The sequence below is a fragment of the Colwellia sp. 1_MG-2023 genome, from assembly GCF_030546755.1.
In the GTDB taxonomy this organism is placed as follows: domain Bacteria; phylum Pseudomonadota; class Gammaproteobacteria; order Enterobacterales; family Alteromonadaceae; genus Thalassotalea_H.
The window spans coordinates 100,766-126,581 of the sequence record NZ_JAUOPE010000013.1; the positions used below are offsets into that span (position 1 = coordinate 100,766).

The 25,816-nt window shown below is 36.8% G+C and carries 23 protein-coding genes; 6 read left to right on the plus strand and 17 right to left on the minus strand.

Annotated features, from left to right (window positions below):
* Positions 1-109: 109 nt before the first annotated feature.
* The 13 genes from Q4493_RS14550 to lrp form a co-directional block, all read right to left on the minus strand.
* Complete coding sequence (locus Q4493_RS14550; RefSeq protein ID WP_303454055.1) at positions 110-1,183, minus strand: ABC transporter substrate-binding protein; 1,074 nt, start codon at positions 1,181-1,183, stop codon at positions 110-112.
* 97 nt (positions 1,184-1,280) lie between these two features.
* Positions 1,281-4,085: a DUF349 domain-containing protein gene (locus Q4493_RS14555; RefSeq protein ID WP_303454058.1), complete on the minus strand. Its 2,805-nt coding sequence runs from the start codon at positions 4,083-4,085 to the stop codon at positions 1,281-1,283.
* Entirely contained in the window at positions 4,082-4,408 is a 327-nt protein-coding gene (locus Q4493_RS14560; protein WP_303454060.1) for a YeaC family protein, read from the minus strand. Before Q4493_RS14560 ends, Q4493_RS14555 begins: the two co-directional genes overlap by 4 nt.
* Position 4,409: 1 nt before the next feature.
* Positions 4,410-4,739: a hypothetical protein gene (locus Q4493_RS14565; protein WP_303454062.1), complete on the minus strand. Its 330-nt coding sequence runs from the start codon at positions 4,737-4,739 to the stop codon at positions 4,410-4,412.
* Positions 4,740-4,830: 91 nt separating this feature from the next.
* Positions 4,831-6,327, minus strand: a complete 1,497-nt coding sequence (locus Q4493_RS14570; RefSeq protein WP_303454063.1) for a sodium:alanine symporter family protein — start codon at positions 6,325-6,327, stop codon at positions 4,831-4,833.
* Positions 6,328-6,382: 55 nt separating this feature from the next.
* Positions 6,383-7,510: a M14-type cytosolic carboxypeptidase gene (locus tag Q4493_RS14575; protein ID WP_303454064.1), complete on the minus strand. Its 1,128-nt coding sequence runs from the start codon at positions 7,508-7,510 to the stop codon at positions 6,383-6,385.
* A gap of 66 nt (positions 7,511-7,576) precedes the next feature.
* Positions 7,577-7,981, minus strand: a complete 405-nt coding sequence (locus Q4493_RS14580; protein ID WP_303454066.1) for a TlpA disulfide reductase family protein — start codon at positions 7,979-7,981, stop codon at positions 7,577-7,579.
* 265 nt (positions 7,982-8,246) lie between these two features.
* Positions 8,247-9,527: a serine--tRNA ligase gene (gene serS, locus Q4493_RS14585; RefSeq protein WP_303454070.1), complete on the minus strand. Its 1,281-nt coding sequence runs from the start codon at positions 9,525-9,527 to the stop codon at positions 8,247-8,249.
* 24 nt (positions 9,528-9,551) lie between these two features.
* Positions 9,552-9,953 (minus strand): fluoride efflux transporter CrcB, encoded by a 402-nt coding sequence (crcB, locus tag Q4493_RS14590; RefSeq protein WP_303454073.1) that lies wholly within the window; start codon positions 9,951-9,953, stop codon positions 9,552-9,554.
* Positions 9,946-11,301 carry a replication-associated recombination protein A gene (locus tag Q4493_RS14595; RefSeq protein ID WP_303454076.1) on the minus strand — a complete coding sequence of 452 codons (1,356 nt, stop codon included), beginning with the start codon at positions 11,299-11,301 and terminating at the stop codon, positions 9,946-9,948. Before Q4493_RS14595 ends, crcB begins: the two co-directional genes overlap by 8 nt.
* Complete coding sequence (gene lolA / locus Q4493_RS14600) at positions 11,288-11,971, minus strand: outer membrane lipoprotein chaperone LolA (protein WP_303454079.1); 684 nt, start codon at positions 11,969-11,971, stop codon at positions 11,288-11,290. The genes Q4493_RS14595 and lolA overlap by 14 nt, the downstream gene beginning before the upstream one ends.
* A gap of 4 nt (positions 11,972-11,975) precedes the next feature.
* The gene (locus tag Q4493_RS14605) at positions 11,976-14,501 is read right to left on the minus strand and encodes a DNA translocase FtsK (RefSeq protein WP_303454082.1); all 2,526 of its coding nucleotides are present in this window, start codon (positions 14,499-14,501) and stop codon (positions 11,976-11,978) included.
* A gap of 101 nt (positions 14,502-14,602) precedes the next feature.
* Positions 14,603-15,121, minus strand: a complete 519-nt coding sequence (lrp, locus tag Q4493_RS14610) for a leucine-responsive transcriptional regulator Lrp (RefSeq protein ID WP_303454087.1) — start codon at positions 15,119-15,121, stop codon at positions 14,603-14,605.
* 99 nt (positions 15,122-15,220) lie between these two features.
* Here lrp and ald point away from each other — a divergent pair, with 99 nt between their 5' ends.
* The 5 genes from ald to infA all read left to right on the plus strand — a co-directional run bounded on the left by ald (position 15,221) and on the right by infA (position 19,271).
* On the plus strand, positions 15,221-16,342 hold the full coding sequence (ald, locus tag Q4493_RS14615) for an alanine dehydrogenase (RefSeq protein ID WP_303454090.1): 1,122 nt from the start codon (positions 15,221-15,223) through the stop codon (positions 16,340-16,342).
* Between the two features lie 256 nt (positions 16,343-16,598).
* The gene (gene trxB / locus Q4493_RS14620) at positions 16,599-17,552 is read left to right on the plus strand and encodes a thioredoxin-disulfide reductase (protein ID WP_303454095.1); all 954 of its coding nucleotides are present in this window, start codon (positions 16,599-16,601) and stop codon (positions 17,550-17,552) included.
* A gap of 6 nt (positions 17,553-17,558) precedes the next feature.
* Positions 17,559-18,275 carry a leucyl/phenylalanyl-tRNA--protein transferase gene (aat, locus tag Q4493_RS14625; RefSeq protein WP_303454097.1) on the plus strand — a complete coding sequence of 239 codons (717 nt, stop codon included), beginning with the start codon at positions 17,559-17,561 and terminating at the stop codon, positions 18,273-18,275.
* On the plus strand, positions 18,268-18,969 hold the full coding sequence (locus Q4493_RS14630; protein ID WP_303454100.1) for an arginyltransferase: 702 nt from the start codon (positions 18,268-18,270) through the stop codon (positions 18,967-18,969). Before aat ends, Q4493_RS14630 begins: the two co-directional genes overlap by 8 nt.
* An 83-nt stretch (positions 18,970-19,052) precedes the next feature.
* Complete coding sequence (gene infA, locus Q4493_RS14635) at positions 19,053-19,271, plus strand: translation initiation factor IF-1 (protein ID WP_011043571.1); 219 nt, start codon at positions 19,053-19,055, stop codon at positions 19,269-19,271.
* A gap of 139 nt (positions 19,272-19,410) precedes the next feature.
* Here the strand turns inward: infA and clpA are convergent, their stop codons facing one another.
* Together clpA and clpS are read right to left on the minus strand one after the other, a co-directional pair.
* Positions 19,411-21,666, minus strand: coding sequence for an ATP-dependent Clp protease ATP-binding subunit ClpA (gene clpA / locus Q4493_RS14640; RefSeq protein ID WP_303454126.1), 2,256 nt, complete (start codon positions 21,664-21,666; stop codon positions 19,411-19,413).
* Positions 21,667-21,695: 29 nt separating this feature from the next.
* Positions 21,696-22,016: an ATP-dependent Clp protease adapter ClpS gene (gene clpS, locus Q4493_RS14645; RefSeq protein ID WP_303454128.1), complete on the minus strand. Its 321-nt coding sequence runs from the start codon at positions 22,014-22,016 to the stop codon at positions 21,696-21,698.
* Positions 22,017-22,228: 212 nt separating this feature from the next.
* Between clpS and cspD the strand changes: the two genes are divergently transcribed.
* A complete protein-coding gene (gene cspD / locus Q4493_RS14650) occupies positions 22,229-22,453 on the plus strand; it encodes a cold shock domain-containing protein CspD (protein ID WP_303454130.1) in 225 nt (74 codons plus the stop codon).
* 61 nt (positions 22,454-22,514) lie between these two features.
* Here the strand turns inward: cspD and icd are convergent, their stop codons facing one another.
* Both icd and Q4493_RS14660 read right to left on the minus strand, forming a co-directional pair.
* Positions 22,515-23,765 (minus strand): NADP-dependent isocitrate dehydrogenase, encoded by a 1,251-nt coding sequence (gene icd, locus Q4493_RS14655; protein WP_303454132.1) that lies wholly within the window; start codon positions 23,763-23,765, stop codon positions 22,515-22,517.
* 407 nt (positions 23,766-24,172) lie between these two features.
* Positions 24,173-25,477, minus strand: a complete 1,305-nt coding sequence (locus Q4493_RS14660) for a PAS domain-containing methyl-accepting chemotaxis protein (RefSeq protein WP_303454134.1) — start codon at positions 25,475-25,477, stop codon at positions 24,173-24,175.
* Between the last annotated feature and the right edge of the window lie 339 nt (positions 25,478-25,816).

The window sequence follows — 25,816 nt, forward strand, 5'->3', positions numbered from 1 at the left end:
TTTTATTCGTTGTTCGCTATTTACCGGTAACAGCCATGCTACTTAACTCACGCCATGAATAAATGACTTTTATTTTCAACAAAATTTAACCACGAAAGATCAACACGCCCTAATTGAGTATGGCCATGATTAAAGCAATATCAAAATTATACTGGTTATTTTTAGTAGTAGTTAAGGTGAATAAGTTAAAATCAACCTTGTGCCAATTTACCTTTTCAGCAAGTAGATAAAAGGTATTGATATTGCTTTGATCAATGACTTGTAAATCATAGGTTTTTTGATCGATACCTTTAATAAAAACACTTTTGCCATGATGGTGATCATAAATTTTAATTAATCCCCAAGCTGCTTGAAAGATATGTCCACCTACAGTAGCGACTAATTCTTTAGACTTCACTTTTTCGATTGCTTCCACCGTCCAATCTATGCCACCAATTTTCATATTAGGATTTAAGTCTTCAAAGCCACTTTTAACCGAGTCAAGCACCCCTAATGCCATACCATCCGATGCTGCCCAAGCGATGTCAATGTTACCAAATCGGGCGGCCATTTGATGAATAATATATCGACTTCTTTCACGACTCCAAATAGCAGGGGCGACTTGCAATAATTGGATATTCTCATGTTTATTTATACTATTTTCTAATCCTAAGGTTCTTTGGGTAGACTCCCCGCTAAAACTACCTGCAAGACCTGCAACCCTTACAACGCCATTGGTATCTTTACTTGCGGATGCAATTAACGTATCTGCCAATAATTCACCCGCGGCGGTATTATCATGAAATATTTCGCCTAACCAATAACGATACTTTTCTTGCGGTAACTCAATAAGCTTCTGTTCTTCTGGTAAAAGGGTACGCTCGAGAGTAAGAAAGTGAATTTTTGCTTGTTCTAAAGTGAGAAATGACTGTGCAGAATTACCATCGTAAGGCATAAAAATAAGATAATCAGGTTTTGTACTTTTTGAAGCTACCGTTTGAATAGCTTCTAAATTAAATACCCGATTATCTTTGCCATAGACAACCGTTAAGTTGATATCAAGATCTTCTGCAGCGGCTTTAGCTATTGCTGTTACCCTATCCCAAAACGGAGTTCCAGGCACTGATGGATTAATAAAAGTAACTTCAATAGCACAAGCGTATGTTTGACAAAGGATCAGAACAAGAAAATAAACATACTTCATATAATTTCTCCTAAAGTATGTTATTTAGTATAGCCATGTTTCATTATTATTTTAGGATGATTGTTCAATTAATAATGATCAAGTGCTCAATTGTCGATCAATATTGAATAAAGATCCTTTTTACACGTGCTAACAAGGGTTTATCCTGTACGCTGAGTTGGCCTAAATTAAGCCAAGCAATAAACTGCTCTTCTAAATTAAATGACTCTCCAGATGACATATGACTTTGCATTAATTCTATTTGAATAGCTAGGCGTTGTTGTTTGTCTTCATCAGGTGAATCAACTTTCGCCATTACTTCTAGCGCGATGGTTTTATTGAGACGTTCATTAATGTCACAAGTTTGATCCGGTAAGTTGGTTAATTTTTTCTGCCAACTCATCGGTAACGCTTTAAATTCACTACTATCTGTTAGCTTAGTACCTTCGATAGAAGCATTGAGTATTGAAAATACTTGTTGCCAAACAAGATCACGTTCTTGTTGTTTTAATTCAGTGAGTGTTTGTTGAAAGCTGAGATGCAAACGCTCAATTTTACTCAACACCGATTTTAATGGTACCGCCTGTTGCGATACTGTTTTCTGCAATTGTTTTAATTCATCAAGTCCAGCAATTAACGCGTGACTAGTTTTATCTACTGAAATTTTCTGTTCAATTTCACTTAACGATTGTAAATAGTCATTAGCCAGTTGTATTGATTGTGCTTTTTGTTTGGTTTGTTCTTCATTTCTACGAGCAAACACTTGATCATTTATCGTTCTAAATTGCTGCCATAATTTATTTTCATCTTTTGGTCCGCTGTAACCAATATCACGCCATTTAGCTTGCAGGTTTTTCACCTGATTAACCGCCGCCTGAATGTTTTCATCGGCCAATGCTTTTTCGGCAAGTTTAATTAAAGACAGTTTTTCATCCTTATTATTAAGATGATGCTGATGAATCGCTAATTTAATGGGCTTAAGCAAAGTATTAAATTGCTCATTGAGTGATTTATATTTTTCTCGGTCAACTTCACCGGCATCACGCCATTGTTGTTTTAATTGATTCAATTTGCCATCAATTGATTTCCAATTGGCGTTTTCGTTATCAAATTCAGCAGTAAACTTTTCTGTTTCTTCGATAATTGTTAAACGATTAGTAAGATGGTTTGCGCGAATTTTATCTTGCTCTGCATAAAATAATCGACAAGGAGCAAACGCTTTTTCACAGGCTTGATTAAATTTTTCGTTTAATTCTTGCTCAACGTCATCTTCAGCATGTCCTAAAGCATTCCATTGATTTCGAAATGCTTTCACTTTGCTCGCTTGTTCACTGGGGTTATCTAACGGTACATTCACCAGTTGATTTATTTGCTCAAGCAATGCTTGCTTTTTCGGCGTTGAAACATAATGTTCCCAATCACTCAATTCCTTTATTTTTTCTTGCGCAGCGGTAAACTCACGTTCAACTCTTTGCTGTTGTTGATTACTTAATAACTCATAATTGGCTTTGATCGTTTTAAATATGCCAAAGCACGAATTAAATTTCCCTTGGGACACTAATCGATTAAAGTCACTAAGTTTACGCTGTACCTGATGAAAGTGTTGTTTTTGTTGTTGATGTAGCGGTTTTAATGCTAATTCCCATTGTTTAACAATCGCTTGATAAGATTGAACAATTGAATCAGGTAAGCTGCCGTTTGATTTTTTACTAACAAGGTGCCATTGCTCTAACCAAGCTTGGTAGCTAGCTTCTTGTTCCATTAACTGTGTAAGGTTTTCAGGCACAGAATTTTGCGACATCTTAGAGATTAAATGCGTCGCTTGTGTTAATGATTCTGCAATTTCAGGTAACTTTGAAAGCTTATTTTTTATCTCTGCCACTTTTTTGATAAAAGTACGCTGTTCTTTTTCCGCTAATACCGAAGTTTCTATCGTTGCTTTGCATAAAGAAAGTTGTTGAATAAAATCGACTTCGTTAATTGGATTACTATTAAAAATAGCATCGCTTAAAGACTGCTCATATTGTTGAATATCTTCGGTAAACTGTTGTGCCAGCTGTTGTTTTTGTTTTGCTAAAGCATCAGCAATTTTCTGTTGTTCAAAAAGTTCTGCTTTAACGGCAAATATCTTTTCAAGTTGCTGACTAATATCTTGGTATTTAGTATTAAAGGTTAACTGTTGTGAATCTTCTAAACACGCAAATTCAGCTGTTATATCACGCCATTCATTTGTTAAGCTTGCTTGCTTATCTACCACCGTTTGATAATCACTAACATCTTTTAATGCGAGCAACTTGGCCAATGTTAATTGTGCTTGTTTCGTTATTTTACTTGGCTTTTCTAATTCAGTTTTTATTGCCGTGATTTTCTCGTTAATTAATAAGGTAATTTCATCAAACGAGCTTTTTTTCAATAATTTATCTAACTGCTCAATCGTCGATGCTTGTTCAACCAAAAAACGTTGGATATCAATGTTTTGATGGCTTTTGAATACGCTTAACGCTAGTTGTGGTTTGGCTAATTTTTGATAAAGGGCGATAACAAGTGGTGACTCAGTTTCTTCTTTCAACCATGCTTCTAGAAATGCGAATGTTGGCTGGCCGTTAATATAAGCTAACTTTTCATCGAGTGTTAATTTCAAGCTACGTTGATTTAACATGATCGCTGCAACTTCTTTTTTCGCATAATCACGCACGTTAATCTGATCGTTATTTTCGCTCGTATCCTGCCAAAGTGAAAAATCATTTAATTTTATTAAGATAGCACGACGTACAAGTTCACTGGGATCATTGGTTAATAACGAAAGTAAAATAGCTTTTTGCTCAGCATTATTTATATCTAAGTCATTATTAACAGCACTGATACGGGTATTACTATCTTTACTTTGCCAGCTGCTTTTATTGCGAAAACGGGAAAAAATCATAAATCAGTAAACCTAGCTATATCGTTGTGGGCTTGAGTGGTTTCTTTGTTACAAGGCGTTATTTCACTCTCTCTATTCTCAGCACTAAATTGACTTTTTAATTCACGCTTTGTTTTAGTCACTAATTCCCCGTCAGGGCCGATAGTTAGCATTTGATCTGAATTTAAATGTCTTGCTTGATATGCCATAGAAAGTTGTAATGCAGAATCTCGTTGTGCTTGTTCAACGGGAGTACCTTCAGGCCATTTGCCTGTTTCTGCAGCATGTTTTAATCGTTGATACATTTCTTGCGACATATTATCTACGACGTGATGTAAATCCATGTTATTTATTCTCTCGTTTTAATAAGATCAATTGTACTCGCGTAGCGATATAGATGAAGAATCCAATAACCGTCGAGCCTACAGAAAGATAATATTGCCAAGTACCTGGCTGAACATTTTTCCAGTAGTAAAATAAGAAGCCACCACAAAACATTAACATGGCAATAAATGACCACGTCATGATACGTTGAGATTTATTGATACGTTCAACTTGTCTTTTTGCGGCAAGTTTTTCTTCATCTAAGTTCACTAAATCAATTTGACAATGTGAACATGATTTGGCTTTATCGGAAATTTTTTTTCGACAACTTGGACAATTTATAACGGCCATAATTTTCTCTCTGAAATTCTGTGGCAATATTCTACCTAATTAAAATAAAAAAAAACGCCCTATCGGGCGTTTTTTATTAAATAATTAGCAATTATTTTTTGCTGTGCTTTTCAAATCTTTTTTCCCAAAAATCAGCATTCTTGATCCCTAACGATTTAGGATCAAAAGTGAACTTACTCACACCTTCTTTTTGTTGTCGCTCATAATCTTTTAATGCTTTTATCGCAGGTTTTGACATAAAGAAAATGATAATAATACCAATGATATTTAACCACGCCATTATACCAACACCTACATCACCCATGCCCCAAGCAGCACTTGGCTCTGCAACCGTTCCGTAAAATACAGCGCCCATGATTAATAGTTTTAATAAAAATCTTAACACTGGAAATTTTATCGTACGGTTAATATAAGAGACATTATTTTCAGCGATAAAGTAATAAGCTAAAACCGTAGTGAATGCGAAAAAGAATAACGCTAATGCGATAAATGGTTTACCGACACCGGTTAACACACTATCTACAGCAATTTGTGTAAATCCTGGGCCATTGATAACAACATTTTCAGCCACATTTTGTACAACAAATGCAGTTGCGCCTTCAGGCATGACATTGTATGACTGCGTAATTAAAATCATAAATGCAGTGGCCGAACAAACAAATAACGTATCAATGTAAACAGAAAAGGATTGAACTAAGCCTTGTTGAGCAGGATGTTCAACTTCTGCCGCCGCCGCCGCATGTGGTCCTGTTCCTTGACCTGCTTCATTAGAATAAACACCACGTTTTACACCCCAACCAATAGCAGCACCAAAGCCAGCCATTGGCGTGAATGCATCAGTAAAAATCAATGAAACAATACCTGGTAACTTATCAATATTTAACGCAATAATTGCACAAGCAATAATGATATAGGCAAGTGCCATAAACGGCACAACAACTTGAGTAAAGCTAGCAATTCGCTTAACCCCACCAAAGATAATAAAACCAAGCATTAATACAATAAAAACAGCCGCATAAACTTTAGTTAATGGCAGTTCACCGATTACTGAGTTGACCGTACCACCTTGGCCAAATACATTCACTAATGCATCACCAATCCCATTAGATTGCACAACGGGAAGTAATAAACCACAAGCTAAAATAGTGGCCAAAGCGAACGTCCATGCGTACCATTTTTGCCCCATAGCTTTTTCAATATAGTAAGCTGGACCACCTCGGTATACGCCGTCTTCTTCTTCTTTATAAATTTGAGCGTTTGTAGATTCAATATAAGCCGTTGCTGCACCTAAAAAGGCCACAACCCACATCCAAAATACCGCACCTGGACCACCAAAACCAATAGCTGCAGCTACTCCAGCAATATTACCTGTACCAACCCGTCCTGAAAGAGAAACGGCAAGTGCTTGGAAAGATGAAATGCCTTTCTCAGAACTTTTACCTGACATTAACAGGCGCCACATCTCTCTAAAATGACGGATTTGCGTAAAGCGTGTCGCAATGGAGAAAAATATCCCTGCACCTAAACAAAGGTATATAAGATACGAACTCCAAATGTAACCATTGAGCGTATTAACTAAATCTTGCACTATTAACTCCTGAAATTATTATAATTATTTTATATCTATTTAATTTATTATCGGATTATCGTAACTCATCCACGATATGATAAATAGCCGTTAAAACATCACGACCAAATAAACTACTGCGATTATCAGACCAACCTACACTATGATCAGGCAGTAAGTCATTGTCTTTAAATGGCATTTCGATAGTATATGATAAACATTTAAACTGTTCTCCTACCCAGGTTGCGCCTAGCGTTAGATTCGCTTGACCAGCTTCATCTTTATCATAACCAAAGTCGTCTTGAAATTCTGGCGTTATCGCTAATAAAATATCTTTAAATGACTCTTCCAATGATTGATGACGTTCATCATAAGAGGGAATACCTTCACAACCGGCTACAAAGTTATACGGCAGCGCTTCATCACCATGGATATCAAGAAACATATCAACGCCAGTTTCTAGCATTTTATTCCGCACAAGATAAACTTCAGGACTTTTTTCCATACTAGGGGTTGCCCATTCACGATTTAAATTAGCCCCCGCCGCATTGGTTCTTAAGTTTCCTCTCACTGAACCATCGGGATTCATATTAGGTACTAAATAAAATACCGCTTTATTTAGTAATGCACGGGCAACGCCATCATCTTCATCAAGTAGCCTGTCGATAAAGCCTTCCATAAACCATTCGGCCATGGTCTCACCAGGATGTTGACGCGCAGTTAGCCAAATAACTTTTTTATTGTCGCCTTCTTCACCCACTTTTAAGACAGAGATATCTCGGCCATCAATTGTTTGGCCTAACACTTGTAATTGACAATCAATATCTAATTGAGCCTGATGTAATAAATCTTGATGACGCTCATAACTGTAAGGGGTGAAGTAAGCAAAATAGACACTGTCGTGATCAGGTGTGAAAGTAATCGTGAGGTTTTGACCATCAAATTCAGTTGGAACTCTAAACCAGTGTTCCCTATCGTATGAAGCAAGCGCTTGGTAATTTTCCCAACCATCAACAAAAGCAGATTTACCGGCATTTCTTATCGTCATAATATGTTCTGCACGAACATTATTATTTAACTTAAAGTGAAACCATTGGAAAAAGTCAGATTGATTGTCTTTATTTATTTCTAAAATAATATTATTGGGAGTGTCAGCTGCTATAACGTTAATGTTGCCGCTATCAAATTGAGCAGAAATTTGCATAGGATAAGTTCTATTTTTATAATTTGAAAGTCCTAGTGTACACAATCAGGTAAAAGATCAGAAGTACTAAAATGATCTAAAATAAAGACCTATCTCCGTTGAATATCCGATAGATTTTGAAATAACTGTATTATCTTCATCAATCACATAATAACTTGGATAACCAGGCACTTTATATGCTTGTTTGATACTTTCATTACCAATGGCAATTGGAAAGGTTAACTGATGTTGGCTGACAAATGCTTCAATTTCTTTAACATCAACATAATCTAAAGCGACAGCAATGACATTAATGGTTTCATTTTTTTCATAAAGTGCTTGCAAGTTATCGATACTGGCATGGCAAATACTACACCAAGGAGCGAAAAAATAGATAACAGTTTTGCTATTAGGCGTTAATGAAATAACCTCTCCCGTAATCGTTGGGACATTAAAATTTAACGCATTAAGGTTTTGTTGGGTATCAAGCATGCTTGATTCTTTGAACCATGTGAGCAATTGAAAAATAACAAAAAATATTGTTATTTGAATAACTAAATTTTTCACCAAAATTAAACTCTTCAAAATACAAGCTAGTCTTCATTAAGACCTAACTTGACGATAAATAATTCGTGGATAGGATAAATTTTTTAACTCAACGAATTTAAATGACAAAATAACTTCGAAAATGAAATACATAAAAAATAAAAATCCGACATAACGTCGGATTTTTTAGTGTAACGAACCATCAGTTTACTTAACTAATATTGGTTAACCCTTTCATGTACGGTTGTAAAACAGTGGGAATATTAATGCTGCCATCTGCTTGTTGATAATTTTCTAAAACTGCAACTAAGGTTCTACCTACCGCTAAACCTGAACCATTTAAGGTATGTACTAATTCTGGTTTATTGGTTTCTGAATTTCTAAAACGTGCTTGCATACGTCTTGCTTGGAAATCACCCATATTAGAACAAGAAGAAATTTCACGATATGTATTTTGCGCTGGTAACCAGACTTCAATATCAAACGTTTTCGTCGCACTAAAGCCTATATCGCCCGTACATAACACTACAGTACGATATGGTAATTCAAGCTTTTCAAGAATTTTCTCCGCATGGCCCGTTAATTCATCTAAAGCAGCAAAAGAATCTTCTGGTTTAACAATTTGCACCATTTCAACTTTGTCAAATTGATGTTGACGAATGAGGCCACGAATATCACGACCTGACGAGCCTGCTTCACTTCTAAAACAAGGCGTATGAGCACACATTTTTATGGGTAATGTTGCTTCTTCAACAATTTCATCTCTTACTAAGTTAGTTAATGGTACTTCAGCCGTAGGGATCAATGAAAATTGACGATTTGCTAAATCGGTATGAAACAAATCTTCACCAAATTTAGGTAATTGACCCGTGCCATAAAGTGAATCGTGATTAACAAGATAAGGAACGTACATTTCTTGATAACCATTTTCTTCACTATGCACATCAAGCATAAATTGGGCAAGCGCACGATGTAGTTTTGCAATATTACCGCGCATTACAGCAAATCGAGTACCCGCTAATTTTGCACCACTTTCAAAATCTAAACCTTTATCTAACGCAACAGCAAGATCAACATGATCTTTAACTTCAAAATCAAATGATTTTGGCGTGCCCCAACGTCTTACTTCAACATTATCATCTTCACTTTCACCTTGCGGTACAGAATCATGAATTAAATTTGGTACAGCGGAAACAATCGTAGAAATTTGCCCTAATACCGCTTTTTCTTCTTCTTTAGCGGCTTCTAAATCTGCACCTAATTGATTTACTTCGGCGAGTAACGGCTGAATATCTTCGCCACGTGCTTTTGCTTGACCGATAGACTTAGAGCGGGTATTTCGTTGACTTTGCAGTTCTTGCGTCTTTACTTGAATCGCTTTTCGTTGCTCTTCTAATTGCGTTAATGAAGCAGTATCTAAGGTATAACCACGTTTAGCCAGCTGAGCTGCGGTAGTTTCGATGTCTGTTCTAAATAATTTTGGATCTAGCATTATTGGTCACGTCTGAATGTAAGTTTATTTATTAAAAAAAGTTACCAAATAAATGCCAATACCCGCTGCAAATATACATAAGCTTACATTGAGTAGCACATTTATCATGGCTTTAAATAGTTCACCTTGCTGCATTAATAATAATGTATCAAGGGAGAAGGTTGAAAAGGTGGTAAATGCCCCTAAAAAACCAATGCCTATTAATGTTCGGTAGATGCTAACTTCAATAACACCTTGTTCAATGAGTCCGTATAACGTCCCCATTATTAATGAGCCGGAAATATTAACCGCCAGCGTCGCAAAAGGGAATCCTTTTCCGAGCCAATTTAATAATAATTGTGAAATATAGAAACGTAAACTTGCACCACCTGCTCCACCGAGGGCAACAAAAGCATATAAAGTGAAGTTACTTACCGAATTAGTCATAACGTTTATCTTGTGATTGTTGATCTAATTGTTTTAAAAAGGCCAGTTTTTCTTTTAATTGTTTTTCAAGACCTCGATCACTCGGTTGATAAAAACTTGTATGAGCCAGTGATTCAGGAAAATAATTTTCACCTGCTGCATAGGCATTGGCTTCGTTATGCGCATAACGATATTCAGCGCCATGACCTAAAGCTTCTGTAATTGAGCTGGTGGCATTTTTTAAATGTAAAGGCACATCAAGATTTGCCGTTTCTTTAGCTAAGACCATCGATTGTTTAAATGCTTGATAAACCGCGTTACTTTTGGGCGCTAATGCCATATAGACCGTAGCTTGTGCAATGGCTCTTTCCCCTTCGCTTGGCCCTACTCGTTGAAAAGTATCCCATGCATTAATGGCTAATTGCATTGCTCGAGGATCGGCATTACCAATATCTTCACTCGCTATCGCCAATAAGCGCCTTGCTACATATAGCGCATCACCACCGCCTGTTAAAATTCGTGCATACCAATAAAGTGCAGCATCAGGATCTGAGCCTCTCACTGATTTATGAAAAGCGCTGATCATATCATAAAAAGCATCACCACCTTTATCGTATAGAGCAATTTTATTACCCGCGACTTGTTTGATTTGTTCTCGAGCTATCACAATTTCATGATTAACAACATCAACTAAATCAAGACAATTTTCCAATAAATTAAGTAACCTTCTTGCATCACCATCTGCTAATTTAATGAGTTGTTTATCAGCATTATCTTTAAAGGTAATAGTCAGTTGTTGCGTTTGCGTTAAATAATGTAGACCATTAGCTAACACAGTTTCTAAATCAGATTCAGTTAATTTTTTTAGCGTATAAACACGAGTTCTAGAAAGAATCGCTTGGTTAAGTTCAAACGCAGGATTTTCAGTTGTTGCTCCGATAAATATTATCGTACCGTCTTCAATATGAGGTAAAAATGCATCTTGTTGACTTTTGTTAAATCGGTGAACCTCATCAACAAAAAGAACAGTACGCTTTTGTTGATGAATAGCCCTTTCCTTAGCGCTGCTGATTGCTTCTCTAATGTCTTTTATGCCAGAAGTTACCGCAGAAACCCGAGCAATTTCAGCATCAGCATGGCTAGCAATAATTTCAGCGAGGGTTGTTTTACCAGTTCCTGGTGGTCCCCAGAAGATCACCGAATGACACTTTCCTTGCTCAATTGCTTTTTGTAAAGGCATACCCGCAGCTAATATATGTTGCTGGCCAACATAATCTTGTAGGGTTTTAGGTCTTAACTTTGCAGCAAGTGGTTGAAAGTCGATATTGTCAGCAAAAGTTAATGATAATTCACCGTTAGCGTTGGTCATCGAGATAAACGCCATCAGGTAAGTTAAATTGAAATAAATTTGGCTCAATGGTTTGATTTATCGCCACCTCAGAGAGCTTAATAATACTAAGTTGTCCGGTTGAATCAACAATACTAAAGCTTTTTAACATGGTACTATCTGGAAAAAAGTTAAGCTCTAGTGTTTTAACGCGACTATTAAGGTCATTAGCATGAATTAAAAAATCATCACTATCAGTTTGGCTAACACTATATTGTTGCCACAACGATTCATCCGTAGATGTTAATAATAAAATCGGGGTATTTACCACGGATGTATCAACTCGGTAGGCCGTTGCTTGTTCAATAAAAGGGTCGAAAAACCATAAAGTGTCGCCATCAGAAACTATCACTGATTCTTCAGGTTGTTGGGTTTGCCAATAAAGTAAATTTGGTTTTTTAACCGCAAGTTTGCCTTGGCCTTCTTGTAAAATATTATTTTCTTCATCAATCACTTGTTGTGAAAAATCTGCGGAAAAATGATTAAATCCTGATAGGCGGTCCATTAACGCTTGTTTTGTCACTGAGAATTGTTGCGTGTCTTTGCTTGCCATTTCTTGAGTAGGTTCATCGGCATAACTTGTTACAGTCAATAGCATTATCGAGGCGCAAAATAAATAAGACGATAAGTGTTGTTTAATAGTGTTTTTCATAAATTTAGTCTCTCACTGGTGGTGGAGCTAACACTTCGCGAGCACCATTATGACCAGGAGTACTAACGACTCCTTGCGATTCCATATCTTCTACGATTCGAGCGGCGCGGTTGTACCCTATACGAAATTTTCGTTGGACACTTGAAATAGAGACACGTCGACTAGTGGTCACAAACTCTACCGCTTCATCATAAAGCGCATCAAGTTCAGCATTTTCATCTGCTTCCGCCTGCTCACCAGGTAAAAGTATCTCGTTATCAGTATCGCCAGTTAGAATGTCTTCCACATAAGCCGGTTCACCACGAGACTTCCAGTCATTGACAACAGCATGTACTTCATCATCATTAACAAAAGCACCGTGAACACGAACAGAGACGGCCTCGCCAGGCGGTAGATAAAACATATCCCCCATGCCTAGTAATTGTTCAGCGCCTTGTTGATCAAGAATAATACGAGACTCCATTCTTGATTGCACACGTAACGCCATACGCGTAGGAATATTAGCTTTTATCAATCCGGTAATAACATCAGCTGAAGGGCGTTGAGTGGCTAAAATTAGATGCATACCAGCCGCACGCGCTTTTTGAGCAATTCGAGCAATGAGCTCTTCAACTTTTTTTCCTGCTACCATCATCATATCGGCAAATTCGTCCACTAAAATAACGATAGCTGGCAGTTTTTCTAATAACGGAGGCGTTTGACTAAAGGCATCACTTGGTTGCCACAAGGGGTCAATTAACGGCTCACCGGCTTCTTGAGCTTTTACTACTTTCTCATTAAAACCTTTTAAATTTCTCACACCTAATGCAGACATTAGTTTATAACGACGTTCCATTTCCCCAACACACCACCGAAGTGCATTCGCGGCTTCTTTCATGTCTGTTACCACTTCAGAAAGTAAGTGCGGAATACCGTTATAAACAGACAATTCAACTTGCTTAGGGTCGATCATGATCATGCGCACTTCTTCTGGCGACGACTTATATAAAATACTCACTATCATAGTATTTACCGCAACAGATTTACCTGAGCCGGTAGTACCTGCGACCAATAAATGTGGCATTTTCGCTAAATCGGCAACGACAGGTTTACCAGAGATATCACTACCTATTGCCATTGCAAGGTTTGAAGAAGAATCAGAAAACTTTTTATCGGAAATAACATCGGCAAAAAATACCGTTTCCCTGAATTTGTTGGGTAATTCAATGCCAATAACCGATTTCCCTTCAATGACCTCCACGACACGAACACTTTTAGCCGATAATGAACGGGCAATATCTTGTGACAAACCACTGACTTTGCTGGCTTTAATACCAGGCGCTAAATCTAATTCAAAACGGGTAATTACAGGGCCTGGGAAAACACCGACGACTTCAGCTTTCACGCCAAATTCTAATAGTTTTTCTTCGACTAATCGGCTTATTTGCTCTAGTTCAACCGGATCTATCGGATTATCAGAACGATTAGGGCGATCTAATAGCTCTAATGACGGCAATCCTTGAGGTATTTCGCTTTTTGCTTTGCTTACTTTAGCAGCAGGTTCGTCAACAATAATTGGCTCTTCAGCTTCAAATGCCGCATTAATTTCATCTTCACTTACATGTTCTTGTACATTAATAGCTAATGGCTCTCCCATTAAATCATCAATATCAACAAAGTGTTCAATCTCATCATCAAGTTTAAACGGTAAATCATTTTTACTTTCGGCAAAGGCTTCACTTGAATTATCGGCGGTTATCGTGTTTAAGTCCGTTTGATAAGAGGCGGATTGATGTTGATTATCTTGTTCAGTATGAAAAGTGTCATGGTTTATCGAATCTTGCTGGATTTCTTTTTCAGGTTCTTTCGATGAAATTTGCTGAGCTTTTTTCGCAGATTGTTTTAATTGGCTTTCATCTTCAGTGGTTAGCTGAGTGCCAAATTTGTCTTTTAATAACGTTGGTAACTTTGTTAAGACAAAAGCGGCTTTGATTGTTTGAGCGCCAATATAGTCGATCATTTTTAATAGCGACAAACCGGTTAATAAGACAAAACCAGTCCCTATAAACATTAAAAATAGTAATGTGCTTCCGACAAAGGAAAAGTATGGAATAAGACCATTACTCAAAATATCGCCTAATATCCCTCCGGCTGAAAAATAAAACACGTCATCAAAATTCATGCTAGCAATTGCGGTGATGCCTATATAGAACATAATAAAGCCAATAAATTTTAGGCCTAGCGTTAAATAATCGAGCTGAATCAAGCGATGATATTTTTGGAACAAAACCCAACCGGTTAAGGCAATCACAAAAGGTAGGCTATAAGCGATAAGACCAAATAAGTTGAGGAGTAAATCAGACAGATATGCGCCAACTGCCCCGCCTAAATTACGAATAGGGGTTTGATAGCCAGTTTGAGACCAACCGGGATCGGCTGGGTCAAAACTAAATAAAGCCATCATAATATACATGGCCAAAACACAAGAAACTAAAAGCCCTGCTTCTAATAACCGTTGTACACCGTTTAATTTTGAAGATTCTACAGACAAATTACACGCCAAAAATTCTATTGTTGTTATATACAGTAAAGTACCAAAATATTGTAATGAGTTAAACGCTTTAATCAATAGCTAAGGCGTTTTAATCAAGTTTATCGTTGAATCGGTAAAAAATTAGTCGATTTTACTTCTTCCATCACTACATAAGTACGACTTTCACTTACCGCTGGTAACCTTAATAATGTATCTCCAAGCAATTGTCGATAAGCTGCCATATCCGCCACGCGGGTTTTTAATAAAAAATCAAAATCACCTGAAACCAAATGACATTCTTGGATCACATCTAAATCATCAACCGCTTTTGAAAAGTCATCAAATACATCAGGACTTGTTTTAGTTAATGTTATTTCAACAATCACTAATAAAGCAGCCTCTAATTTCTCGGGGTTTAAAATTGCTTGATAGCCTTTTATATAATTGTCATTTTCTAAGCGCTTTACTCTTTCTAAACAAGGTGTAGGACTAAGCCCTACTCTTTTAGACAATTCAACATTTGATAAACGGCCATTTTGCTGTAGTTCAAATAAAATATTTTTATCGATACGGTCTAATTTTTTTTCACTAGATAAATTCACAATACAATACGCTGCAATATTAGTTGTTTTCAACATTATATGCTGCCTTAATAAAAATTACGACAGGTTAATCTGAAAAGTTAGTACTATACTAGTCGCAAATATTACAACAGTTTTATAATTAGAGAGATTAATATGATTATTGGTGTACCAAAAGAAATTAAAAACCACGAATATCGTATCGGCTTAACTCCTGCTGGTGTTAAAGAGTTAGTTGTCAATGGCCATGATGTTATTGTTGAAAATAACGGTGGTGCTTCTATCGGTTTTGATAATGAACAATATATTGCTGCCGGCGCAACTATCATAGAGACGGCAGAAGAAATTTTTGCGACAGCAGAAATGATCATTAAAGTAAAAGAGCCACAACCAAACGAATGTAAAATGCTTCGTCCTGGTCAAGTATTATTTACTTATTTACATTTAGCCCCTGATCCAAAACAAACTGAGTTATTAATTGCTTCTGGCGCAACTTGTATCGCTTATGAAACCGTCACATCTGCTGCGGGTGGTTTACCGTTGTTAGCCCCAATGTCAGAAGTTGCTGGCCGTATGTCTATTCAAGCCGGTGCTCATGCACTTGAAAAAGCACAAGGCGGCTTAGGTGCCCTTCTTGGTGGTGTACCAGGTGTTGCTCCAGCTAAAGTATTAGTTGTTGGTGGTGGTGTAGTTGGTACACAAGCAGCTCGTATGGCTGTTGGTATGGGTGCTGACGTTACTATTTTAGATCGCTCATTACCGCGTTTACGCCAATTAGACACAGAATTTGATGGTCGTTTAAAAACCGTATATTCAACTGCTGATGCTATGGATCAATTAATTGTCGATGCGGATTTAGTGATTGGTGCAGTACTGATCCCAGGCGCTGCGGCACCTAAATTAGTGACTCGTGATCATATCAAGTCAATGAAAAAAGGCGCTGTTGTTGTTGATGTTGCCATTGACCAAGGGGGTTGTTTTGCTACTTCTAAAGCGACGACTCATCAAGAACCGACCTATGTAGTAGATGATGTTGTACATTATTGTGTAGCAAACATGCCTGGCGGTGTCGCACGTACTTCAACCATGGCATTAACCAATGCGACGTTACCCTTTGCTGTAACCTTGGCTAATAAAGGCGCGAAACAAGCATTACTTGATGACGAACACTTAATGGCTGGTTTGAATGTCTTAGGTGGACAAATCACTTATAAGCCTGTCGCAGATGACTTAGGTTACACCTATGTAACACCAGTGGAAGCGTTAGCGGCTTTATAAACGTTAATAGTATTTGATTTACTTATAGTAAATATCAGCTCCTAACGCTCGTGCGCTAGGAGCTTTTTACTTTTAAGTAAAAATGCTGAATGGTATTGCTCAATAAATACACGAATATTTAACAACGCGTACAAGAATTATTGCACTTAGATACACTTAACGAATATTTATCTCGAAAAGTTATTGTACCTACTTGTGATCTTCCCTTAATATCCCAATCATTAAGTTATTCAAATTTAAATTACTGGAGTAATTCATGAGCGAAGCAAGACATTGCCCGTTACTCATTTTGGGCTCAGGCCCTGCTGGCTATACAGCTGCTGTTTATGCAGCCCGTGCAAACTTAAAACCTGTGATGATCACAGGCATGCAACAAGGTGGTCAATTAACAACAACCACTGAAGTTGAAAACTGGCCAGGAGATGCCGATGACCTAACAGGGCCGGCATTGATGGAACGTATGCAAAAGCATGCAGAAAAATTTGAAACTGAAATTATTTTTGATCATATTGAATCAGTAGATTTTTCTTCAAAGCCCTATAAATTATCTGGATCTAGCGAATATACATGTGATGCATTGATTATTTGTACGGGAGCTTCAGCTCAATATTTAGGCTTACCTTCAGAAGAAGCATTCATGGGGAAAGGCGTTTCAGCTTGTGCAACCTGTGATGGTTTCTTTTATCGTAATCAGAAAGTTGCGGTTGTTGGTGGTGGTAATACGGCCGTTGAAGAAGCGCTTTATTTATCCAATATCGCATCGGAAGTTCACTTAGTGCATCGTCGTGATACTTTCCGCTCTGAAAAGATTTTAACTGATCGTTTAATGGAAAAAGTTAAAAACGGCAATATCACCCTACATACGGATAGAACCTTAGATGAAGTATTAGGTGATAATATGGGTGTTACGGGAATTCGTATAAAAGATACGAAATCTGATGCAACTGAGAACATCGATGTAGCAGGCTGTTTTATTGCCATTGGCCACAAACCAAATACTGACATCTTTAAAGGTCAGTTAGCGATGAAAGATGGCTATTTAACTATTAATAGTGGCACTCAAGGAAACGCTACTCAAACAAGTGTTGAAGGTATTTATGCCGCCGGTGACGTAGCCGATCATATTTATCGTCAAGCGATCACCTCTGCGGGTGCAGGTTGTATGGCCGCTCTTGATGCAGAACGCTATTTAGACGCTAAAGGCGCTTAATATAATATGACTCAGACTATCCCTTTTTTGTCACCGGATAGTCTGACTTTCCCTCCTGTTCACACAGCACTGCAAGAACCCAATGGATTACTCGCCTTTGGTGGTGATTTAACTGAAAAACGTTTAGCTAAGGCTTATTCATTAGGCATATTTCCTTGGTTTAGTGAAGGTGAAGCCATTATGTGGTGGAGCCCTGATCCTCGTGGCGTTATTTATTGCAACGAAATAAAGATAAATAAAACTCTTAAAAAACAGCTTAAAAAGCAGAACGTTACGGTAACGCTTAATCACGCTTTTGAAGAAGTGATTGAACTTTGCGCTGATGCCCCTTTTCGCAAAGAAGGTACCTGGATTGTTGATGAAATGGTGGATGCCTATATCAATATGCACCAACACGGCTTAGCCCATTCCATTGAAGTTTGGTCAGACACTCAATTAGTCGGTGGATTATACGGCGTTGCTATTAATGGTTACTTTTCTGGCGAATCAATGTTTTATAAACAGAGTAATGCGTCAAAAATCGCTTTGGTTTATTTAGTTAATTTGCTAAAGAGTGAAAACATTAAATTTCTTGATTGCCAGATGCTAAATCCTTTCCTAGCTGATATGGGGTGTTACGAAATATCACGTGAGGCTTTTATTCATCAAAAAGCACAAGCCTTAAAAAAGCAATTACCGAGTGATTTTTGGCAACCACGTCAACTATACTTAAACCATGAATGAAAATTATCAATTAGGGATCAGCCAAACATTCCCTTGTAACTATTTACCTGATCAACAAGAACGTTTATTGATCGCAGTTGATGAGCGCCTACAGGATGCCCAGCATTATGGCTGGTTAATGTCACAAGGATTTCGTCGAAGTGGCGAACAAATTTATCGACCCCATTGTATTAATTGTCGAGCATGTCAATCTTTAAGAGTACTCGCCAATGAATTTGCCCCAACAAAAAGTCAAAAAAGGCTATTAAAGAAAAACCACATATTAACGATCAAAGTTAATAATGAATTACAAGACAATTATTACCCTTTATATGAAAAATATATCAATGAAGTTCATAAAGACGGCGCCATGTACCCTGCTAATCACGCACAATATCAAAGTTTTTTAAGTGGCAAGCTAACCAAACAATTATTTTTAGAAATATGGCATGATGAAACACTGGTCAGTGTTGCGGTTACTGATGAACTAAGTAATGCATTATCAGCAGTATATACCTTTTATCATCCTGAATATCGAAAAAGCGGTATTGGCGCTTTCTCAATTATTCAACAGATAAAATTGACAGCTAAATTAAACAAGGAATTTTTATATTTAGGTTATCAAATTGATGATTGTCAAAAGATGAATTATAAGAATCGGTATTATCCTCATCAACTTTTGAAAGAAAATAGCTGGATAACCGTAAATAAATAACACTATAGCTTTACTTTAGCCGTTGATTTGGGCATTATCTGCGCAGCTTTTTATTAACGCACAATTTAGAGGTTTAACGCCCAATGGCGAAAGAAGAAAATATTGAAATGCAAGGTACGGTTTTAGATACCCTACCAAATACTATGTTTCGTGTTGAATTAGAAAATGGACACGTTGTAACGGCTCATATCTCAGGAAAAATGCGTAAAAATTATATTCGTATTTTAACGGGCGATAAAGTAACAGTTGAGTTAACACCTTACGATTTATCTAAAGGCCGCATTATTTTCCGTGCAAGATAATAGCAATAAATTTATTAAAAAAGCTCTATAATTAGAGCTTTTTTTATGCCTAAAACTTTATTGTTTCCATAAAAAAGCAAATAACATTATCAAGTTATTTGCTTAAGTTTAATGATAGGGTTAAATAAGCTAGTTAAACTTAATGTTCAACTAGTTCCTTTTTAGACTCATAACTTAATACGAGCTTATCTTTCTTAACGCCAATTTTGGCAATACCGCCATGTGTCAAACCACCAAAGAGTAATTCATTCGCTAATGGCTTTTTCAGATGCTCTTGGATCAAACGCGACATAGGTCTTGCGCCCATCGCTTTATCATAACCATGCGTTGCTAACCATTTTTTAGCATCTTTTGTTAACTCTAAAGAAACACCTTTTTCATCTAACTGGGCTTGTAGCTCAACAATAAATTTATCTACAACTTGATGAATCACTTCATCAGATAAATGATTGAACCAAACAATATTATCTAAACGGTTTCTAAATTCTGGCGAAAACACTTTATTTATTTCATCCATGGCGTCAACACTATGATCTTGCTGTTTAAAACCGATTGACTGGCGCGTAGTTTCTTGCACACCAGCATTAGTCGTTAAGACTAAAGTAATGTTTCTAAAATCAGCTTTACGACCATTATTATCCGTTAATGTGCCATGATCCATCACTTGCAATAATATGTTGTAGACGTCTTCATGAGCTTTTTCTATTTCATCTAATAACACCACTGCATGAGGGTGTTTCAAAACAGCATCAGTAAGTAAACCGCCCTGTTCATATCCCACATAACCAGGAGGAGCACCTATTAAGCGACTTACCGCATGTTTTTCCATATATTCAGACATATCATAACGCAGTAACTCAACACCCAATATTTTTGCTAACTGTTGTGTGACTTCAGTTTTACCAACCCCTGTAGGGCCAGCAAATAAAAACGAACCAATTGGTTTTTCTTCACTACCCAAACCAGCACGAGATAATCTGATCACAGAGCTTAATTCATCAATAGCGTGATCTTGGCCAAAAACCACTAGTTTTAAATTTCTATCGAGGGTTTTTAAGCTGTCTTTTTCAGAAGAAGACACTGATTTTTCAGGAATACGCGCTATTTTCGCAACGATAGTTTCAATATCATTATCATTAATCACCTTTTTACGTTTTGATGCCGCAACAAGTTGCTGTTTAGCACCCGCTTCATCAATAACATCAATGGCTTTATCCGGTAAAAATCGCTCGTTTATATATTTAGCCGATAATTTAGCTGCAGCATGTAACGCTTTGTTGGTGTAACGAATACCATGATGTGATTCGTATTTCTCTTTTAAGCCTTGTAAAATTTTTGTCGTATCCGCAACACTTGGCTCTACAACATCAATTTTCTGAAAACGTCGCGCTAGAGCTCGATCTTTTTCAAAAATACTTTGATATTCTTGGTAAGTCGTCGAGCCAACGCATTTCAATTTGCCTGATGATAATAATGGTTTAATCAAATTGGACGCATCCATCATGCCACCAGATGCAGCACCGGCACCGATAATAGTATGAATTTCATCAACAAAAAGAATCGCATTTCCTTCTTTTTCTAATTCTTTTAACAATGCCTTAAAGCGTTTTTCAAAATCACCGCGATATTTAGTACCGGCTAATAATGCTCCCATATCTAATGAATATATGGTGGCATCTTTTAAAAATTCAGGGACTTTTTCTGAAATAATAAGGTTTGCTAGGCCTTCAGCTATGGCAGTTTTACCCACCCCAGCTTCTCCTACATATAATGGGTTGTTTTTACGACGACGACCAAGCACTTGTAAGGTTCGTTCAAGCTCGCTTTCACGTCCTATAAGCGGATCGATATTGCCGCTTCTTGCTTCATCATTTAAATTTGTCGCAAAATTTTCAATAGTTCTAGGCTCTTCATCAGTTTGCTGTGTTGTTTCTTCTGCCGATTGAGCATCATTTAATTCAACTTTAGCAATACCATGAGAGATATAGTTAACAATATCTAAACGGCTGATATCTGATTTTTTAAGAAAATAAGCCGCTTGAGACTCTTGTTCACTAAATATTGCAACAAGCACATTAGAGCCATTGACTTCACTTTTACCTGAAGATTGTACGTGAAAAACCGCTCGTTGAAGCACTCGTTGAAACCCAAGAGTGGGTTGCGTTTCACGTTCTTCTTCACCTGCAGGGATCACTGGGGTTGTTTCCCCAATAAAATCAAGCAACTCTTTACGTAATTTTTTCATATCAGCACCACACGCTTGTAATGCATCAATAGAAGAAGGATTATCGAGTAATGCCAATAACAGATGCTCAACCGTCATAAATTCATGACGTGACTCTTTTGCTTGGCGAAACGCCAGATTAAGGGAAATTTCTAAATCTTTATTTAACATAGGCTACTCCACATTAAAACCTAGTAACATTACGCTTTCTCCATCGTGCACTTTAATGGGTGCTGATTTTCTAAGGCATAATTGCACACTTGATTCACTTTCATCTCTGCAACTTCTGCAGTATATGTGCCACAACGGCCTTTACCTTTATAATGAATTTCTAGCATAACATCCGTTGCTTTATCTTCATTCATATTAAAAAACTTTCGTAAAACATCTATGACAAAATCCATCGGGGTATAATCATCATTTAATAAAACAACATTATACATTGGCGGTTTTTGATATTGCTTTTCAACTTCTTTTTCGAGGAGTTCTTGATCCTCGATTGATGGTTTCCAATTACTCATATTTCTATATTAGTCTGTCGTGGCAATTTTTGCTGCATCATTTTTGATAAAACAAGATAAAATTCTGTTAAAATATTGTGAATTTAACTTGACTATTTAAATATATTATCTACGATTTAAGCAGTGGCGATTTATTAGTCACTTTTTCTATGTGAATAATGCTTTTGGGGAAGCATACCTAATTACCGATGATTTTAGAAGGAAGTTGAAGTATGGCTCACGGTACAGTTAAGTGGTTTAATAACGCGAAAGGTTTTGGTTTTATTCGTCCTGAGGATGGTGGTGAAGATATTTTTGCACATTACTCAACTATCCAAATGGATGGGTACCGCACATTAAAAGCGGGACAGGATGTAAATTACGAGTTAAACGCAGGTCCTAAAGGACATCATGCGGCAAGTATTACACCGAATGAAATAGAAGAATCAAACGAATAAGATTTTGATAGAGTAAAAAAAACACAGCCTTGGCTGTGTTTTTTTATTTTCATCGTCCCAATTACATATTTTCTATAATACATTCACCAAATTGTGAGCAAGTGACTAAAGTTGCACCTTCCATTAGTCTTTCAAAATCATAAGTAACGGTTTTAGCATTAATTGCTCCAGTCATACCTTTTAAAAGAAGATCGGCTGCTTCAATCCACCCCATATGTCTTAACATCATTTCAGCAGATAATATTACTGAACTAGGATTTACTTTATTTAATCCAGCATACTTTGGAGCTGTGCCATGAGTCGCTTCAAATATCGCGATTTTTTCACCAATATTTGCCCCAGGAGCTATACCAATACCGCCCACTTGTGCAGAAAGAGCATCCGATAAATAATCACCATTTAAATTTAATGTTGCAATAACATCGTATTCTGCTGGACGAAGTAAGGTTTGTTGCAACATTGAATCGGCAATTACATCTTTAATAATTATTTCTTTGCCGGTTTTAGGGTTTTCAATTTTATACCAAGGACCACCATTTAATAATTGAGCCGAAAATTCCTCTTTTGCTAATTCATAACCCCATTCTTTAAAAGCGCCTTCGGTATATTTCATAATATTCCCTTTATGAACCAAAGTAACTGACGCGCGATCATGATCAATGGCATATTGAATCGCTTTTCTCACTAAACGTTGTGAGCCTTCTTTAGAGACAGGTTTTATACCAAGTCCACAACTTTCAGTAAAACGAATATTATTGACGCCCATTTCGCTTTGTAAAAAAGAAATTAACTTTTGTGCTTGTTCACTGCCTGCTTGATATTCAATACCTGAATATATGTCTTCTGAATTCTCTCTAAAAACGACCATATTTACTTCAGAAGGTTTTTTAACTGGGCTTGGAACCCCTGTAAACCACTGAACAGGGCGTTGACAAACATATAAATCTAACACTTGTCTTAGTGCGACATTCAAGGATCTCATCCCTCCACCAACCGGTGTAGTTAATGGTCCTTTTATACCAACTTTAAATTGTTTGAATACTTCTAGTGTTTCATCCGGCAACCAAGTTTCACTATCATAAACTTGTGTCGCTTTTTCTCCGGCATATACTTCCATCCAATGAATACAACGTTCACCACTGTAGGCTTTAGAAACTGCAGCATCGACTACTTGTAACATCGCAGGTGTCACATCGACACCTATTCCATCGCCCTCAATAAATGGAATAATAGGATTATTAGGAACACTTAAAAAACCATTTTCTATTGTGATCGCTTCACCTTTTTCAGGGATTTGAACATTAGTGTACATAGGTATTTCCTCATAGCTGCTACAAAAGATTAACTTTAGGCTTAATATTTTATTTATTGCCTTACGTTTAACCTAAATGATTATGAGTAATTACACTAATACATAAATTGTGATACCGAACATCACGGTGATGAATATTCAAACAAGTGTTTAATATTTTTGATGATGATTTGACCTCATAAATAGAGCTAATTTTTTGAAAAATGAAATGTCAAAAATAAGAACGAATTAAAGCAGAAAGGTAAAAGTGACTTCAATTATTAAAGTCACTTTGAAAATAGATTAGGGTGTGTTGATCTTTCGAGGTTAAATTTTGTTCAAAATAAAAGTCATTTATTCAAGGCGTGAGTTAAGTAGTATGGTTGTTTCATGTAAATAGCAAACAACGGCTAAAACTAATCAAAACTTTATTTTAAATCATTCACTGCAACACTAACCCCTTCCATGCCTTGATTGATTTCTAAAAAGATCCCCTCAACGTTGGAAATAAGTTCACTTCCTTCTTCTGACTTTTGTTGGGTTTCTATAATGTTTTTAGATAATGCAGTTGAGAGCAAAGTATTATTTTTAACAACCTCAGAGATTTCTGTTGTAGAAGTGCTTGTACGAGCAGCAAGTTGTCTTACCTCATCTGCGACGACTGCAAAGCCTCTACCTTGCTCACCGGCTCTTGCTGCCTCTATCGCCGCATTTAAAGCAAGTAAGTTTGTCTGATCGGCAATTGACGATATAGTATTCACAATATTATTTATTTTATCCGATTGTTCGTTGATCGCAGAAATATCTTTGGCAACAACTTCTACATTGCGAGTAATTTCATCCATGATTGCAACACTATTAGCCAACACCTCTTTACCTTGCTGTGAAACTTGCTCAGTTTCAGTCACAGTAGATTGAACAGCCTCTGTGGCATTATTTATTTTTGCTATTCTTTCAGTCACATCGGTTGCAAATTTCACTACCCGGATCAGCTTACCGTTTTCATCGAAAATAGGATTATAGCTAGCTTCTAACCAAAGAACATTACCTCGCGAATCACGACGTTCAAATAAGCCTTGCATATACTCACCGGTATTTAATTGCTGCCAAAATCGCTTATATTCATTACTTGCAGCATAATCAGGTGAACAAAACATGCTATGGTGATGCCCTTCAAGCTCAGATAAAGAATAACCTGTAGCGTTGAGAAAATTATCATTTACTTGGATAATTGTCCCGTCAAGATCAAACGAAATGTTCGCTGTCGAACGATCGAGGGCTTCGATGATACCTTTTTGAACATTTGCACGATTAACATAATCAGTTACATCACTTGCTAATTTAGCCACCGAAGTAATATTGCCATGTTCATCTGTTACCGCATTGTAACTTGCTTCGAGCCAAATAGGTGTGCCATCTTTTTTTAAACGAAGATACCTATCTGAAAATGATTTACCAGAAGCTAAATCTTGCCAGAACCGGCTATATTCACTAGTTTGAGTATAGTCTTTATCACAAAAGATACTGTGATGCTGACCTTTAACTTCATCGTATGAATAACCAACTGTCTTTAAAAAGTTATCATTGGCATCTAAAATAACGCCTTCAGTACTAAACTCAATAAAGGCGACAGATTTTTTTAAACTAGTTAAAATATGTTCAGAATGTTTCGCTTTTATTTGTTCTACAGTAGGTGTGTTGTCCTTAATCTTTTCTTTAAAAAATAATCCCATTATATCAACCTGTTAATAAAACTTTATACGTTATCAATTAGATTAGTATAAGAACTACAATCGTACAATTTAATATATGAATTTATTGGCAATTAACTTCGTGATTTTTCAAAAATAGGACATTTAAGCAAAAAATAGATAAGCTCAATTGTTTGGGTAAGCTAAGATAAGCAAGATAACTAATACAACTAAGATAATTAAAATAAGTAAGATAAGAATTTTATACGGGATATTTGAGATGCTATGAATAACGATAATAGTTAAATGGTACCCGGGGCCGGACTTGAACCGGCACGCTCTTACAAGCGAGGGATTTTAAATCCCTTGTGTCTACCAATT